Annotated in this window: 15 protein-coding genes; 6 read left to right on the top strand and 9 right to left on the bottom strand. The window is 71.3% G+C overall.

The features are described from left to right. Window positions 1-126 precede the first annotated feature (126 nt). A complete protein-coding gene (locus ABZ027_RS29425; RefSeq protein ID WP_356773610.1) occupies window positions 127-1,119 on the bottom strand; it encodes a YafY family protein in 993 nt (330 codons plus the stop codon). Window positions 1,120-1,182: 63 nt separating this feature from the next. On the opposite strand from ABZ027_RS29425, the gene ABZ027_RS29430 reads away from it, so the two are divergent. The 5 genes from ABZ027_RS29430 (at window position 1,183) to ABZ027_RS29450 (ending at window position 7,329) form a co-directional block, all read left to right on the top strand. Then, entirely contained in the window at window positions 1,183-2,691 is a 1,509-nt protein-coding gene (locus tag ABZ027_RS29430) for an MFS transporter (protein ID WP_356773611.1), read from the top strand. Window positions 2,692-2,943: 252 nt separating this feature from the next. Next, window positions 2,944-3,705, top strand: coding sequence for a DeoR/GlpR family DNA-binding transcription regulator (locus tag ABZ027_RS29435; RefSeq protein WP_356773612.1), 762 nt, complete (start codon window positions 2,944-2,946; stop codon window positions 3,703-3,705). Continuing rightward, window positions 3,702-4,649: a 1-phosphofructokinase gene (gene pfkB, locus ABZ027_RS29440; RefSeq protein ID WP_356773613.1), complete on the top strand. Its 948-nt coding sequence runs from the start codon at window positions 3,702-3,704 to the stop codon at window positions 4,647-4,649. The genes ABZ027_RS29435 and pfkB overlap by 4 nt, the downstream gene beginning before the upstream one ends. A gap of 193 nt (window positions 4,650-4,842) precedes the next feature. Continuing rightward, entirely contained in the window at window positions 4,843-6,945 is a 2,103-nt protein-coding gene (locus tag ABZ027_RS29445; protein ID WP_356773614.1) for a fructose-specific PTS transporter subunit EIIC, read from the top strand. Window positions 6,946-7,080: 135 nt separating this feature from the next. Next, window positions 7,081-7,329 carry a hypothetical protein gene (locus tag ABZ027_RS29450; RefSeq protein ID WP_356773615.1) on the top strand — a complete coding sequence of 83 codons (249 nt, stop codon included), beginning with the start codon at window positions 7,081-7,083 and terminating at the stop codon, window positions 7,327-7,329. Between the two features lie 42 nt (window positions 7,330-7,371). On the opposite strand, the gene ABZ027_RS29455 is transcribed toward ABZ027_RS29450, so the two are convergent. The 3 genes from ABZ027_RS29455 to ABZ027_RS29465 all read right to left on the bottom strand — a co-directional run bounded on the left by ABZ027_RS29455 (window position 7,372) and on the right by ABZ027_RS29465 (window position 10,821). Beyond that, entirely contained in the window at window positions 7,372-8,118 is a 747-nt protein-coding gene (locus ABZ027_RS29455; RefSeq protein ID WP_356773616.1) for a DUF6227 family protein, read from the bottom strand. A 187-nt stretch (window positions 8,119-8,305) separates the two neighbouring features. Beyond that, window positions 8,306-9,523, bottom strand: coding sequence for an Ig-like domain-containing protein (locus tag ABZ027_RS29460; protein ID WP_356773617.1), 1,218 nt, complete (start codon window positions 9,521-9,523; stop codon window positions 8,306-8,308). 269 nt (window positions 9,524-9,792) lie between these two features. Continuing rightward, window positions 9,793-10,821 carry a P1 family peptidase gene (locus ABZ027_RS29465; RefSeq protein WP_356773618.1) on the bottom strand — a complete coding sequence of 343 codons (1,029 nt, stop codon included), beginning with the start codon at window positions 10,819-10,821 and terminating at the stop codon, window positions 9,793-9,795. 148 nt (window positions 10,822-10,969) lie between these two features. Here ABZ027_RS29465 and ABZ027_RS29470 point away from each other — a divergent pair, with 148 nt between their 5' ends. Beyond that, on the top strand, window positions 10,970-11,152 hold the full coding sequence (locus tag ABZ027_RS29470; protein WP_356773619.1) for a hypothetical protein: 183 nt from the start codon (window positions 10,970-10,972) through the stop codon (window positions 11,150-11,152). Between the two features lie 28 nt (window positions 11,153-11,180). On the opposite strand, the gene mscL is transcribed toward ABZ027_RS29470, so the two are convergent. From mscL to ABZ027_RS29495, 5 genes are all read right to left on the bottom strand, one after another. Beyond that, window positions 11,181-11,663 (bottom strand): large conductance mechanosensitive channel protein MscL, encoded by a 483-nt coding sequence (gene mscL / locus ABZ027_RS29475; protein ID WP_356773620.1) that lies wholly within the window; start codon window positions 11,661-11,663, stop codon window positions 11,181-11,183. 138 nt (window positions 11,664-11,801) lie between these two features. Then, complete coding sequence (locus ABZ027_RS29480; protein ID WP_356773621.1) at window positions 11,802-12,383, bottom strand: RcpC/CpaB family pilus assembly protein; 582 nt, start codon at window positions 12,381-12,383, stop codon at window positions 11,802-11,804. A gap of 145 nt (window positions 12,384-12,528) precedes the next feature. Continuing rightward, window positions 12,529-13,371, bottom strand: coding sequence for an S-methyl-5'-thioadenosine phosphorylase (locus ABZ027_RS29485; protein WP_356773622.1), 843 nt, complete (start codon window positions 13,369-13,371; stop codon window positions 12,529-12,531). 127 nt (window positions 13,372-13,498) lie between these two features. After that, a complete protein-coding gene (locus tag ABZ027_RS29490; protein ID WP_356773623.1) occupies window positions 13,499-13,852 on the bottom strand; it encodes an FmdB family zinc ribbon protein in 354 nt (117 codons plus the stop codon). Between the two features lie 68 nt (window positions 13,853-13,920). Beyond that, window positions 13,921-15,183, bottom strand: coding sequence for an MFS transporter (locus tag ABZ027_RS29495; protein ID WP_356773624.1), 1,263 nt, complete (start codon window positions 15,181-15,183; stop codon window positions 13,921-13,923). Window positions 15,184-15,385 lie beyond the last annotated feature (202 nt).

Genomic DNA, 15,385 nt, shown 5'->3' on the forward strand with positions numbered 1-15,385 from the left:
GTCCGTGCCGGGCCGGCGGGACACCCCGAACCTGAACCCCGGGGTGGCCCGCCGGACGGCCGATTCTGTCACATGGGCGTAGCGGCTCCAGAACTCTGTGTGTTCCTGCCATTACGGGGCTTCCCCTCACCCAACTCCCGGCTCGGTCCTACCCGTACCCCCGGCCCGCACCAGACGCCCACCCAACTCACCTACGCACCGCACCAGTTCCTCCGGCTCCTGCACGGTGAAGTCGAAGCCGAGCATCGCCAACCGCACCGCCAGCCACTCCACCGGTTCCCTCGCGGACGCACGCAGCCGGCACCGCTTAGGGTCGATCACCTCCGGGACGGCCCCGAGCCATCCCGGCAGCCGGGCCGCGACCGCCTCGGCCGGCGCGTCGAACGTCACCGTGAAGGCGTACATCTCCTGGCGCTGGTACACCGACTGCCGGAGGTACTCCGCCGCGCTGCCCGTCGGCAGCTCCCGCGGGGTGAATCGCGCGCCGGTGGCGAAGGGGGAGCTCACCCGGTCGACGCGGAACGTACGCCAGTCGTCGCGTTCGAGGTCGTAGGCGACGAGGTACCAACGGCGCCCGGTGGAGACCAGCCGGTACGGCTCCACCACGCGCCGCGAGTCGGCGCCGTCCCGCGCGCGGTAGGCGAACCGCAGCCGTTCCCGCCCGGCCACCGTGGAGGCCATCACGGTCAGCGTCTCGGGTGCGATGCTCGCGCCGTCCCCGCTGGTGAGCGGAGTCGTCGCGGCCTGGAGCGTGGCGACCCGGTGCCGCAGCCGGGACGGCAACACCTGTTCCAGCTTGGCCAGCGCCCGCACGGACGCCTCGTCCACGCCCTCCAGCGCGTGCCCGGCACCGGCCCGCAGTCCGACCGCGATCGCCACCGCCTCCTCGTCGTCGAGCACGAGAGGCGGCATCGCCGTGCCCGCGACGAGCCGGTAGCCGCCGTCTGCGCCCTTGGTCGCCTGCACGGGATACCCGAGCTCACGCAGCCGGTCGATGTCCCGCCGGACCGTACGCCGGGACACCCCGAGGCGCTCGGAGAGCTCGCCGCCGGGCCATTCCCGGGGCGTCTGGAGGAGGGAGAGGAGTTGCAGGAGCCGAGCCGGAGTGTCCGTCGTCATGAATCCGAGGATGCCGCAGAAGTAGGACACGATCTGACCTAATGCGGCCTTAGCTTGTACGACATGACCTCCACCGAGCCCACTCCCAGGGCGGCGGGCGACCGGCGTCGCTGGTTCGCCCTCGCCATCGTGATGACCGCGGCCTTCATGGACCTCGTCGATGTCACCATCGTCAACATCGCCATCCCGTCGATCAAGCAGGACGCCGGCGCCTCCTTCAGCCAGATCCAGTGGATAACCGCCGGATACGCGCTGGCCTTCGCCGCCGGTCTGATCACCGGTGGGCGGCTCGGCGACATCCACGGGCGCAAGCGGCTGTTCCTGATCGGCATCGGCGGCTTCACCCTCGCCTCCGCGCTGTGCGGCTTCGCCGCCAACCCGGAGATGCTGGTCGCCTCCCGCATCCTGCAGGGCGGCATGGCGGCGCTGATGGTGCCGCAGGTCCTGTCGATCGTGCACGCGACCTTCCCGGCGCACGAGCGGGGCAAGGTCTTCGGGCTCTTCGGCGCGATCGTCGGCCTGGGCGCGGTCTCCGGCCCGTTGCTGGGCGCGTTGCTCACCGAGTGGAACCTCTTCGGGCTCGAATGGCGGCCCATCTTCCTCATCAACCTGCCGGTCGGCGTCGCGGGCCTGATCCTCGGCAGCCGCTTCATCACCGAGTCCAAGGCTCCGAAGGCGCTGAAGCTGGACCTGGTGGGCGTCGCGCTGGTGACGCTGGGTCTGCTGATGCTGATCTACCCGCTCACCCGTGGCGAGGAGCTGGGCTGGCCGCTGTGGGGACACCTGTCGATGGGCGGCTCGCTCGTGGTGTTCGGCGCGCTGGTGGCGTACGAGCGGCGCAAGACGGCACGGGACGGTTCCCCGCTGATCGAGCTGTCCCTGTTCCGCGTCAAGAGCTTCGCCGCCGGCATCGCCGTGCAGACCGTCTTCGGCGTCGGCCTCGGCATCTTCTTCCTGGTGTGGACCATGTACATGCAGACGGGGCTCGGCTGGACCCCGCTGCGGGCCGGTCTGACCGGCGTCCCGTTCTCGATCGCCGTGTCGACGGCGGCCGGTCTGTCCGTGCAGCAACTCGTCCCGCGCTTCGGCCGCAAGGTGCTCCAGACGGGCGCGCTGGTGATGGGGCTGGGCGTACTCCTCTACATCTGGGAGTCCGAACGGTACGGCCTCGGCATCGCGTCCTGGCAGATGGCGTTGCCGCTGATCGTGATGGGTGCGGGCATGGGCCTGATCGTCGCCCCGCTGACGGACGCGGTGCTCTCGGAGGTGCCGCGCGAGCACGCCGGATCGGCCTCGGGCCTCATCAACACCGTGCAGCAGATGGGCAACGCGCTGGGGCTCGGCCTGGTCTCCGTGGTCTTCTTCGGAGTGATCGGCGACGATCTGGGGCGGACCCAGGTGGGCCCGGCCTTCGTGGAGGGCTTCCAGAACGCGTTGTGGTGGGTGGCCGCGGTGATGGGCGCCATCTTCCTGCTGATGTTCGCCCTCCCGAAGCGGCCCGCACAGCATGTGGAGGGGGCCGGCCCGGATCTCGGGGCGGTGGAGGAGAACGAGCCCGAACTCGTGTCCTGAGCGGGGGAGGGAATCGGAGGGGGACCTTCAGCAGAGGGCCCGGCACCTGGAGGTGCCGGGCCCTTGTGGTGCGCTCACCTTCACAGATGGCCGACATCCGTTGAGGCTCGAAGTCCGTTCCCGCCCGAAGTCCGTTCATGCCCGAAGTCCGTTCATGCCCGAATAACGTCCGAACCTGTTTACTTTCCCGAAATCCGGGCGTAGCCTCCCAGCGAAACCACAAGTTCGGGCACAGGTCGGAGGCGAACGGACATGTACGCACCGGAGCGGCAGCAGGAGATTCTCCGGCTCGCCCGTGACGGCGGACGGGTGGACGTGGTCTCCCTGGCCGAGGAGTTCCAGGTCACGGCGGAGACGATCCGCCGGGATCTGAAGACCCTCGACCGGGCCGGCCTCCTGCGCCGGGTGCACGGCGGCGCCATCACCGCCGGCCGTCTCGACTTCGAGCCGGACCTCGCCGAGCGCGAGACGACGGCGGCCGACGAGAAGGACCGCATCGCCAAGGCCGCCCTCGCGGAGCTGCCGACCGAGGGCACGATGGTCCTCGACGCCGGGACGACGATCGCCCGCGTGGCCGCCGCCATCCCGCTGGACGCCTCGCTCACCGTCGTCACCCACAGCCTGCCGATCGCGGCCCGCCTCGCGGACCACCCCGGCATCCAGCTCCACCTCGTCGGGGGGCGCGTACGGCACCGTACCCGCGCCGCCGTGGACGCCTGGGCGCTGCGGGCGTACGGCGAGATCCGGGCCGATGTCCTTCTCGTGGCCGCCAACGGCTTCTCCGCCGAGCACGGCCTGACCACCCCCGACCTCGCCGAGGCCGCGGTGAAACGGGCGGCGGTGGCCGCGGCCCGCCGTGTGGTGCTGCTGGCCGACTCCGCCAAGCACGGCCAGGAGCACTTCGCCCGCTTCGGTGACCTGAGCGACGTGGACCTGCTGATCACCGACAGCGGGCTGAGCCCCGAAGACGCCACCGCGATCGAGCGCGGCGGCACGGAAGTAGTGCGCGCATGATCCTCACCGTCACCCCGAACCCGTCCCTGGACCGTACCTACGAGGTCCCCTCGCTGGACCGCGGCGAGGTCATCCGCGCCACCGGCGAGCGCATGGACCCGGGCGGCAAGGGAGTCAACGTCTCGCGCGCCGTCTCGGCCGCCGGGCAGCGCACGGTCGCGGTGCTGCCCCTGGGCGGTGCGCCGGGCGCTCTCGTCGCCGACCTGCTGGACGCGCAGGGCATCGAGGTCGCGCCGGTCCCGGTCGCCGGAGCCACCCGCTCGAACATCGCGCTCGCGGAGTCCGACGGCGTCCTGACGAAGATCAACGCACCGGGCCCCGAACTGTCGGCTCAGGAGCGGGAACTGCTCCTGGAGACGGTGCGCGTCCAGTCGCGCGACGCGGACTGGATCGCCTGCTGCGGAAGCCTGCCGCGCGGACTCGCGCCGCAGTGGTACGCCGAGTTGGTCGCGCGGGCGCACGCCGCCGGTGCGCGTATCGCCCTGGACACCTCCGGCCCCGCGCTGCTCGCCGCGCTGCGTGAGCGGCCCGACGTGGTGAAGCCGAACGCCGAGGAGCTCTCCGAGGCCGTCGGGCGCCCCCTGTTCACGGTGGGCGACGCGGTGAAGGCGGCCGAGGAACTGCGTGCGATGGGCGCGCGCGCCGTGCTCGCGAGCCTGGGCGCCGACGGGCAGTTGCTCGTCGACGGTGCCGGCACCTGGTTCGGCAGTGCGCGCGTCGAAACCGTACGCAGCAATGTGGGCGCCGGTGACTCCTCCCTCGCCGGTTTCCTGATCGCCGGCGGCAGCGGACCGGAGGCTCTGGCCTCGGCGGTGGCCCACGGGGCGGCGGCCGTGCAGCTGCCCGGCAGCGAGATGCCGACACCGGGCGACCTGGACCCGGCGGCGGTGACCGTCACGGCCGACGTGCCGGGGGACCGCGTACTGAAGGAGCCGGTGTCATGAACGCCCTGACCCGACCTGCCCTCACCCGATCGGTCCCCGGACGGCGGGACTCCCCGTTACCCGCCGTCCTCGACCGGAGGCGGGCTCTCCCCGGCCCCCTCTCCGTCAGCAGCCCCCCACACCCCCACTGCACCCCCGTCCCCACCCCCGCCCACCCCACCCCCCGGGCGATACGCGTGCGAAGGAGCCCGCGATGAGCGAGATGATCACCGCGGACCTGGTCGACCTCGACCTGTCCGCCCAGACCAAGGAAGCGGCGGCGCGTGCCCTCGCCGAACGCATGGTGGCCCTGGGGCGGGTGACCGACCTGGAGGGCTTCCTCGCCGATGTGGCCGCCCGCGAGGCACAGATGCCGACCGGCCTCGACGGCGGCATCGGCATCCCGCACTGCCGCAGCGAACACGCCACCGAGCCGACGCTCGCCTTCGGACGCAGCGCCGAGGGCATCGACTTCGGCGCGCCGGACGGCCCCGCCGACCTGATCTTCCTGATCGCCGCGCCGGCCGGCGCGGACGACGCGCACCTGACGATCCTGTCCTCGCTGGCCCGGCAGTTGATGAACGCCGAGTTCACCGACGCGCTGCGCTCGGCGGGCGACGCGGCGACCGTGGTGGCGCTGATCCGTGGGGACGAGCCCGCGGCTGCAGCCGAGACCGTCTCCGAAGACTCCGTGGCGGCGCCGACGGCGGCCTCCGCCGGCGCCGCCACGGGTACCACGGACGCCTCCGCCACCGACGCCTCCGCCACCGACGCCGACGACGCTGGGGCTGCCGGAGCCGTGGAGGCTCCCGAGGAGCGTCCCTTCCGTATCGTCGCCGTCACCTCCTGCCCGACCGGTATCGCCCACACGTACATGGCGGCCGAGTCGCTGGAGAACGCCGGCCGCGAGGCGGGCGTCGAACTCGTCGTCGAGACGCAGGGATCGGCCGGCTTCACCCGGCTCGACCCGGCGGTGATCGCGGCGGCGGACGGCGTGATCTTCGCCCATGACGTGCCCGTACGGGACAAGGACCGTTTCGCCGGCAAGCCCACCGTGGACGTCGGAGTGAAGGCGGGCATCAACCGGCCCGGCGAGCTGATCACCGAGGTGCGGGGGAAGGCAGCGCGCGGCGAGGTCAGCGTGGGCGCGGCCCCCGGCACCCCCGTCGAGCGCTCCGGCGACTCCACCGAGGGCTACGGCACGAAGCTGCGCAAGTGGCTGATGTCCGGCGTCAGTTACATGGTTCCGTTCGTGGCGGCGGGCGGTCTGCTGATCGCCCTCGGGTTCGCGATCGGCGGCTACGAGATCAAGTCGGCGCCGTCGGTGATGGACCACTTCGTGTGGACCCAGACGGACAGCTGGGCTGCCCTGCTCTTCCAGATCGGCGGAGTCGCCTTCGGCTTCCTCGTCCCGGTCCTGGCCGGCTACATCGCGTACGGCATGGCGGACCGGCCCGGTCTGGTCCCCGGGTTCGTCGGCGGCATGATCGCCTCCACGATCAACGCGGGCTTCCTCGGCGGTCTGGTGGCCGGTCTGATCGCCGGTGCCGTGGTGATGGCCATCCAGAAGGTCAACATCCCGGCCGCCCTGCGCGGCATCATGCCGGTGGTGGTGATCCCGCTGATCTCCTCGGCGGTCGTCGGGTTCCTGATGTTCGTCGTCATCGGCAAGCCCATCGCCTCCGCCCAGAAGGGCATGACGGACTGGCTCAACGGCCTCTCCGGTTCCAACGCCATCCTGCTCGGCGCCCTCCTCGGCCTGATGATGTGCTTCGACCTCGGCGGCCCGGTCAACAAGGTCGCGTACGCCTTCGCCACCGCCGGTATCGCGGTCTCGAGCCCCAGTGACTCCGCGATGAAGATCATGGCGGCCGTGATGGCGGCCGGTATGGTCCCGCCGCTCGCGATGGCGCTGGCAACGACCGTGCGCGGCAAGCTCTTCACCGAGACCGAGCGCGAGAACGGCAAGGCCGCCTGGGTGCTGGGCGCCTCCTTCATCTCGGAGGGCGCGATCCCGTTCGCCGCGGCCGACCCGCTGCGGGTCATCCCGTCCTCGATGGTCGGCGGCGCCATCACCGGAGCCCTGTCGATGGCCTTCGGCGCCACCCTGCGCGCCCCGCACGGCGGCATCTTCGTGGTCCCGCTGATCGGCAACCCGTTCCTCTACCTGGTCGCCATCGCGGCCGGCGTGGCCGTCACGACCGCCCTGGTCGTCGTCCTCAAGAGCATGCGCAAGCCGGCGCCGGGCGCCACGACCCCCGGCGCGGCGGAGAAGGCCGCCACGGCGACGGAGCAGAAGCAGCCGGTGGCCGCGTAGCGGAAACAGCCGGGGGCGGAGTGCTCTGTGCCCTGCGGCTCTGTCCCTTTCAGACGCTGTGAGTTGTTCACGGCACATGCGAGATACGTCACGGTCCGGGACCTTGGTCCCGGACCGTGGTGTCTACTGGAACGCATGCCTCAGCATGTCTCCGTCTACCAGCTGCTTGGTATGACCTTCCTCGTCCTGGTGACCGTCGCCTGGGGGATCGGGCTGGCCGTGATGCTGCGGCGCGGTCGCGTCGAGGCCGCCATGTGGCGCGTGCAGTCCCTCTCCGGGCTGCCCCATCAGCGGCAGGTCGGCCCGGAGCGCGAGTCGGTCGAACTGACTCCGGTGGAACAGGACGAGTTCGCGGGACTGGTACGACGCCTCAGCGACCGCTGACAGAGCCGACCGGCCGACACAGCCCATCGCTGACGCGGACGTTCAGGAGACCTGCGCCGCCCGGCGCTCCATCGCGTCCCTGGCCGCGTCCTCGCTCAGGTACACCTCGCACATGTGCCGGCCGCTCGGTGTGGCCGTGTGCTCGACCTCCCAGAGGGAGACCTCCGCGCCGTCACGCAGTAGGAACGCGTGCTCGTAGAGCGAGAAGCACAGCCCGGCACGGCCCGCCCGGCCCGGTCGCCCGAAGGCCTGCGTGATCTGGTGGGCGCACGCCGTGGCCAGTAACGAGGCCGTCCGCGTGTCCGGCCGGTCCGCGTTCTCCGCCCGGCGCAGCAGCCGGCGCGCGTGGTCAGCCGAGTCGTCCCGCGCATACGCGTGCCGGGGCGCCGGGACCGGCGACAGCTGCACCGCCACCGGCAGTTCGAAGTCCGGCGCGTCCGGCGGCAGCGGCAGCCGCGCGGTCGCCGTGCGCAGTTCCTCCTCGTCGATGTACACCTCGTGCTGCGGGACGCTGTCCGGAGCCGTGTTGTGGACGAGTTCCCACAGGGTGAGCGCCGAGCCGTCGACGAGTAGCCAGGTGTGCCGATACGTCTCACGGTGCAGCCCCGCGCTGTGGTGCGCGGAGTGCAGTGAACTGTCGTACGCCAGCGCGCAGTCCAGTCGCTGTATCGTCTCGTCCGGCAGCTCGAAGGAGTTCAGGGCGCGGCCGAGGAGCCGCGCGAGGTGCTCCTCCGGAGACTCCGGCGACTCGGGTGGCTCGTACGCTGCCGTCTCGTACGGAACGCTCAAGGTTTCTCCCGGCGTTGCTGCATGTCACCTTGTGGGTGCATACCGTAGCCCCTCGGTCGGACATCGTGTCCGAGATCCGAGAAAACGTACGCCCGGAAAACGCCCGGGCCGCGGGGAAAGTTCCCACGCGGCCCGATGAGCCGTCAAAAACACCAGGTCATAGGCTACTTACCCACACTGGCGGTGATCACGCCGCGCTGCCCGCGATCCATTCACTCCACGGCATGTTCCAGCCGTTCAACCCGTTGTCGGGCGCCACCGACTTGTCGGGGGAGTTCTTGACGATCACGACGTCCCCGATGAGCGAGTTGTCGAAGAACCAGTTGGCCGGGGTGTCGCCCTGCCCGCCCCGCACGGCCTCGAGTCCCACACAGCCGTGGCTGGTGCCCTCCCGGCCGAAGGGCGGGTTGGCCTTGTTGTACCAGTAGTTGCCGTGGATGAAGGTGCCCGACGTGGTCAGCCGCATCGCGTCCGGGACGTCAGGGATGTCGTAGGCGTTCGCGAGGTCGACCGTCCTGCTGTCCATCCGGAGCTTCCGGTACTTCTCGGAGATCACCATCTGCCCGTTGTACGTGGTGAACTTGGGGCTGCCCGCCGAGATCGGCACCGTCTTCAAGGTGCTGCCGTCCCGAACCACCGTCATCGTCTGCTTGTTCACGTCGACCGTGGACACCTGCGAGCGCCCGATCGTGAAGCTGACGGTCTTCTTCTGCACGCCCTGGATGCCGTTCGCGCCCTCGACCCCGTCCAGGTCGATCTTCATCGTGACTTTGGAGCCGGCCTTCCAGTACTCCTCGGGCCGGAAGTCGATCCGCTGCGACCCGAACCAGTGCCCGACCACCTTCTGCCCACTGCTCGACGTCACCGTGATGTGCGACTGCACGGCCTTCTTGTCACTGATGGCCTTGTCGAAGTTGAACGACACCGGCATCCCGACGCCGACGGTCGACCCTTCGTCCGGCGTGTACGTCCCGATGAAGCTGTTCGCCTTGGAGACGGTCGTGAAGACCGAGTCGGCGGAGGTGGATTTGCCGTCCTTGTCCTTCGCCCTCGCCGATATCTCGTACTTCGTCCCACGCTCCAGCTGCTCCTTCGGCTTCCAGGCGCTGCCGTCAGCGGAGATCGTTCCCGGTACGGCCGTCCCCGCCCCCGCCACCGTCATCTTCACGTCGGTGAGGGTGCCGTCGCTGACCCGCACGCCGGTCGAGTTGATCGACGCTCCGGTCGAGCCGTTCTTGGCCGAGATCCGTATCGTCGCCGACGACGTCTTGCCGGAGCCGCCGCTCCCCTTGTCGTCGTTCTTGGCGTTGGCGTCGCTGCCGCAGGCGGTGAGGGTGAGGGCGCCGACCATCAAGGCGGCACACGCCCCGAGGGCGCGCCGTGTCGCTGTGTCCGTCCTTGTCACGGGCTGCTCCAGGTTCGTGTGGTGTGGGTGATCCGCTCCAGTACGTCAAGGAAGAAGGGATCGCGGCCCGGTCGGGTTCCCCGTGGTCGCGATGAACGCCATCACGTGACACAACCAAGACAATTTCTCGCCGGATCGTCGACCGCCGTCGCCTCCGCAGCCGTCCCGCAGCTGTCCCGCCGCCGTCCGCAGTCGTCCCTCAGCGGCTCCCCCCCCCCGGCTCCCCTGCACACACCCGCCGCCCGACACGAACCACGTGAGCGACCCGCCTACGACTGCCCGTACAACTCCCCGTACGACGGCCACGTCCCGCCCGGCGCGGACACCGACTCGGCCGCGTGCACGGCGCGGACGATCGCGCGGGTCACCGCGTCCGCGCCCGCGGCGAGGATCTCGTTGAGTGCGAGGGGATGGTCGCTGCCGAGCGGGCGGGCGCCGGTCGCCAGCGCGAACACCGTGTCGCCGTCGTGGAGCAGGTGCACCGGTCGCACCGCGCGGGCGATGCCGTCGTGCGCGGTGCCGGCCAGCTTCTGCGCCTGGGCCTTCGACAGGTCCGCGTCGGTGGCGACCACCGCGATCGTGGTGTTGAGCGGGGGCGGCGCGTTGGTCTCCGCGACCTCGGCGAGGCGACGGAGGGCACGGCCATGGACGCCTGCCTCCGGGTACTCCACCCGTCCCTGGAACAACTCCCCGTACAGAACCCCCGTTTCCGGATCGGTGACCGATCCCGCCGCGTTGGCCACCACCAGCGCGGCCACCGTGATCCCCGAGCCGAGCACCATGCTGGCGGTGCCGACACCTCCCTTGAGCGGACCGACCGTGGCGCCCGTACCCGCCCCCACACACCCCTGCGGCACCCGTGCGCCGGGCTCGCTCCCCGCCGCAGCCTCGACCGCGGCGCGCCCCATGCCCGCGTCCGGCCTGGCCCGGAAGTCGCCACCCCGACCCAGGTCGAAGACACAGGCCGCGGGCACCACCGGCACGACCTGCGCCGGCTCCACCCCGACCGGTACGCCCCGCCCCCGCTCCTCCAGCCAGGCCATCACCCCGGACGCCGCGTCGAGGCCGTACGCACTACCGCCGGTCAGCACGATCGCTTCGACCTTCTGCACGAGATTGCGCGGGTCGAGGGCGTCGGTCTCCTTGGTGCCGGGCCCACCGCCCCGCACGTCCACGGCGGCGACCGCTCCACCCTCCGGCGCGAGCACCACCGTGGTGCCCGTGAGCCAGCCCCCGCCGGTACGCGTGGCGTGCCCCACCCGCAGACCGGCGATGTCCGTCAATGCGTCAACTGTCATGGGCCCCAGTCTCGTCCAGCCACCAGGGACCCTCGCGCCCACGCGGCCGTCGGCATCCCTCCGGCTGCGGCGTTCACCCCCGCCTGTCCGGGCGCAGCCACCCGGCATCCTCGGCGGTGCCCCGCCGCCAGGGCCGTACCCTGGAGACATGAGCACCGCCCCCGATCCCGAGCCGCGTGAGCCGAAGCCCGCGCTGATCTTCGACGACCCGCTGGACCAGCAGTCCTCGGACGACACGGACCGGGGATGGGGCGAGCGGTCCGGCGGCGAGGGCGACAGCGCGGCCGACCTGAAGCGCTTCCTCGACGAGAAGCCGCCCCACCACCTCTGAACCCGCCGGGCGCCGCGGACCGCCGCAGCTAACGCTTGTCGAGGCCGGAGCCGCCCTGCCGCTGCTGTGCGAGCAACGCGTCGCGGATCTCCTTGAGCACCTCCAGCTCGGTCACCTCCATGACCTCGTGCGTGCCCTCCTTCGCCTTCCTGCGGGCCTCCTGCCGGGCCAGGTACCTCGACATCGGCAGGACCATCAGGAAGTAGACGACGGCCGCGGTGATCACGAAGGTCAGGGTGGCGCCGAGGACGCTGCCCCACATGATCGGGACCCCGCTCTTCACCGTGCCGTCCGCGGCCACCTTGCAGGGGGCGTGGAGACACGAGCTGTAACTGTCGAGGCTCTTGGTGCCGATCGCTCCCACCAGCGGGTTGATCAGGCCCTTCACCACCGAGTTCACGATGTTGGTGAAGGCGGCACCGATGACCACCGCCACCGCCAGGTCGACGACGTTCCCGCGCATCAGGAAGGCCTTGAAGCCCTGCCATACGCTCGGCTTCTTCTCGCTCACCTCGGGGACTCTCCTTGCCTGCACAGGGTGTGGAACGAACAGCTCCGCAACCTACGTCAGGCCCTGGTGACCCGATACAGCCGGGCGGCCCCAATGAAGGACCGGACGGGAACGCACGCGGGACAAGGGTCGTCCGGCTCAGCACAGTGTCACCGCCAGCCGCGCCGTGGTGCTCGCGCCGGCGAGACGCGCCGCGGTGGAGCGCGGTACCGACAACACGACGAGCGCCCCGCCCTCGGCGCCGCCCGGTGTCTCCAGCGCCTGAGGAACCTTCGTCACCCGTGCCCCGCGCGCGACCACCCGGGCGCCGCCGCCCGTCGCGGTCCGCTCGGCGGCGATGACGTCCACCCGGTCACCGGGCCGCAACAGCCCGACCGTCGCTCCGTCGGCGATCCGCACCGGCGCCGTCACCAGCCGGACGGCACGGTGTTCCCGTACGGGATCCGCCACGGGACGCCCCCGGGCCTGCTCCGTCTCCTGGGGGACCGCGGGCCCCGCCGCCAGGACCGCGGCCGCCGTGACGGTGAGGCCGGCCGCCACGGCGCGCCGTCGGTGCCGGACCAGTCGCTGCAGTGGGTAACGGCCGCCGCGGACGCGCACCGGGGCGAAGTGCGGCACCTCACAGGTTGGGGGAGCTTCCGCGCCGAGCGGCCGTGGGACGACGGGAGAGGGAGCCCAAGAAGGGGAGTGGGAGCGGGAGGGCGAGGGTGCGAAGGACATGGGACCACCACCTGCGACGAGGGATCGGCTTGCGATGCCACGATGCGGCTTCGCGCCGATTCCCGCAGAGGCCAGTGGGCTACTGCCGAGTTGTGGACAACTCCCTCACCCGAACGGGAGGTTCCGCCCACAGAGGCCGGCCCACCTACGGCAGCGCGAACCCCGGATCCATCCCGCCCAGCGCGTTCGCGCACAGGCAGTCCCGCTCCTGCGCCGGGGGCAGCGCGGCCACCGCGTCGAACAGCACACCCCGCAGCCGGTCCACGTTGGCCGCGAACACCCGCAGCACCTCCTCGTGGGAGACGCCCTCACCCGTCTCGGCGCCCGCGTCGAGATCAGTGACCAGGGCCAACGAGGTGTAGCAGAGCTCCAGTTCACGGGCGAGTGCCGCCTCCGGGTGCCCGGTCATGCCGACCACCGACCAGCCCTGCGCCTGGTGCCACACCGATTCGGCGCGGGTCGAGAACCGCGGCCCCTCGATCACGACCAGCGTGCCGCCGTCCACCGGTTCCCAGTCCCGCCCGCGTGCCGCCTTCAGCGCGGCCGCCCGCCCGACCGGGCAGTAGGGATCGGCCAGGGACACATGGACCACGTTCGGCACCGCGCCGCCCGGCAGTGGCAGCCCGTCGAAGTAGGTGCCCGTCCGGGACTTCGTCCGGTCGGCCAGCTGGTCCGGCACCAGCAGCGTGCCCGGACCGTACTCGGGGCGCAGGCCCCCCACCGCGCACGGGGCGAGGACCTGGCGGGCGCCGACGGACCGCAGCGCCCAGAGGTTGGCCCGGTAGTTGATGCGGTGCGGCGGCAGATGGTGGCCGCGCCCGTGCCGGGGCAGGAAGGCGACCCGCCGGCCGGCGACCTCGCCGAGGAAGAGGGAGTCACTGGGCGGCCCGTAGGGGGTGTCCACCTGGATCTCGGTCACGTCGTCGAGGAACGAGTAGAGGCCGGAGCCGCCGATCACACCGATCTCTGCGTTCGCCTTGTTCGCCATGCCCGCACCCTAACCGCCTCCGGAAAACGCCGATGACCCCGCCGTCGTACGACGACAGGGTCCGGTGAGAACAGGCGACAGGGCCCTGAGAGAAAGGGCCCTGTGCGGCGAGCGGAGAGGCTCGGTCCTACGCGGCGGAGCTGCTGGACGACTTGCCCGAGCTCGACGCGCTCGTGCCCGAGCTCGACGACTTCGAGTCCGAGGACGACTTCGCGCCGGAGGACTTCGAGTCGGACGACTTCGACTCCGAGGACGAAGAGGACGCCCCCGACTTCGAGGACGACGGCGCGCTGCTCGACGAGGAGCCGCGGCTGTCGTTGCGGTAGAAGCCTGAGCCCTTGAAGACGATGCCGACCGCGGAGAACACCTTCTTGAGTCGGCCGTGGCAGTTGGGGCACTCGGTGAGTGCGTCGTCGGTGAACTTCTGCACCGCCTCGAGGCCCTCGCCACACTCGGTGCACTGGTACTGATAGGTCGGCACTTGTCTTCCTCCTGGCACTCTCACTCAGTGAGTGCTAACGATGGTCCATAGTGACGCATTCCCGAGGATCAGTCCACTGCCACCGACACTCGGTGACCCACGCCACGTGCCACGGTCCTGCCGCCGACCGCTGTCGTCAGTCGTGAACGCAGCGCCAGCAAGGTCACCAGGGCCAGCAGCGTGCCGCCCATCGGGACCAGGAACCCGGCGCCGTCCCAGAAGTGGTCCTGCAGTTGTCCGGCGATCGTGACGGCCGCCGCCTGGCCGAGCGCCACCGCCCCGGTCAGCCAGGTGAACGCCTCGGTGCGGGCGTCGGCCGCGACCAGCCCCTCGACCAGGGTGTAGCCGGTGATCAGGGCGGGCGCGATGCACATGCCGACGAGCAGGCCGAGGCCGGCCAGGACGAGCACCGAGTGCGCGGCCCACAGGCCGGACGCGCTCAGCGCGAGAGCGGCGTACCCGACGAGCAGGCGGCGCCGCGGGGCGGCCTTCCAGGCGACGGCGCCGCAGACCAGACCGGAGAGCACGTTGCCGGCGGCGAAGGTGCCGTACAGGACACCGTTCAGGCCGGGTTCGCCGATCGACTCGGTGAACGCGGCCAGCGAGACCTGCATGCCGCCGAAGACGGAGCCGATGCCGAGGAACGCCACGATCAGGACCCGCACGCCGGGGCTGCGCAGGGCCGAGGTGTGCGCCACCACCGCGTGCCCGTCGGTGGCGACCGTGGGCTGGGTGCTCTTGCGCGCGGCGAACAGCAGACCGCCCAGCAGTGTCAGGGAGGCCTCCGCCACCAGGCCCGCGGCGGGAGCCACCGCCGTGCACAGCGCGGTGGCCAGCAACGGGCCGATGACGAAGGTCAGCTCGTCCGTGACCGACTCGAAGGCCGCCGCGGTGGACAGCAGCGGCGAGTCCTGGAGCTGCACCGCCCAGCGGGCCCGCACCATCGGGCCGATCTGGGGCGTCGAGGCGCCCGTGGGCACGGCTGCCACGAGCAGCGCCCACAGGGGGGCGTGGGACAGCGCGAGCGCGGTCAGGGCCAGTCCCGACAGGGCGTGCACCACCACGCCAGGGACCAGCACCGCGCGTTGTCCGTGGCGGTCCACGAGGCGACCGGCGTAGGGCGCGAACAAGGCCGTGGAGACACCGGTGACGGCCGCGGCGGCGCCCGCCGCCCCGTACGAGCCGGTGGTGTGCTGCACGAGCAGCACGATGGAGACGGTGAGCATCGCGAACGGCTGGCGTGCCGCGAAGCCGGGGAGCAGGAACGTCCAGGCGCCGCGGGTGCGCAGCAGCTGCCCGTATCCGGGGCGGGGGGTGACCGTGGATGCCACGGCCCGTGCCTTTCTGCCGCCTGGTGGCACGCCCGTGCGGGGGGCGCCGAGAGCTGTCCTCTTGCGCGGACTGCGGTAGATGCCAAAGCCCGCTGTCAGGAGCGTCCCGGCCGCCATACGGTCGCGCCAGCTCTGCGTCAGGCAGAGTTGGTTCGATCAGGTGCGCATTCATCGTACAGGGATCAGGGCTGAGCGGCCTGTG

Origin of the sequence: Streptomyces sp. NPDC006332 (assembly GCF_040612855.1) — a bacterium.
In the GTDB taxonomy this organism is placed as follows: domain Bacteria; phylum Actinomycetota; class Actinomycetes; order Streptomycetales; family Streptomycetaceae; genus Streptomyces.

Excerpts from the sequence above, each read along its gene's own strand:
- ABZ027_RS29425 (WP_356773610.1), bottom strand. The coding sequence starts at position 1,119 with ATGACGACGGACACTCCGGCTCGGCTCCTGCAACTCCTCTCCCTCCTC.
- ABZ027_RS29430 (WP_356773611.1), top strand. The coding sequence starts at position 1,183 with ATGACCTCCACCGAGCCCACTCCCAGGGCGGCGGGCGACCGGCGTCGC.
- ABZ027_RS29435 (WP_356773612.1), top strand. The coding sequence starts at position 2,944 with ATGTACGCACCGGAGCGGCAGCAGGAGATTCTCCGGCTCGCCCGTGAC.
- pfkB (WP_356773613.1), top strand. The coding sequence starts at position 3,702 with ATGATCCTCACCGTCACCCCGAACCCGTCCCTGGACCGTACCTACGAG.
- ABZ027_RS29445 (WP_356773614.1), top strand. The coding sequence starts at position 4,843 with ATGAGCGAGATGATCACCGCGGACCTGGTCGACCTCGACCTGTCCGCC.
- ABZ027_RS29450 (WP_356773615.1), top strand. The coding sequence starts at position 7,081 with ATGCCTCAGCATGTCTCCGTCTACCAGCTGCTTGGTATGACCTTCCTC.
- ABZ027_RS29465 (WP_356773618.1), bottom strand. The coding sequence starts at position 10,821 with ATGACAGTTGACGCATTGACGGACATCGCCGGTCTGCGGGTGGGGCAC.
- ABZ027_RS29470 (WP_356773619.1), top strand. The coding sequence starts at position 10,970 with ATGAGCACCGCCCCCGATCCCGAGCCGCGTGAGCCGAAGCCCGCGCTG.
- ABZ027_RS29480 (WP_356773621.1), bottom strand. The coding sequence starts at position 12,383 with ATGTCCTTCGCACCCTCGCCCTCCCGCTCCCACTCCCCTTCTTGGGCT.
- ABZ027_RS29485 (WP_356773622.1), bottom strand. The coding sequence starts at position 13,371 with ATGGCGAACAAGGCGAACGCAGAGATCGGTGTGATCGGCGGCTCCGGC.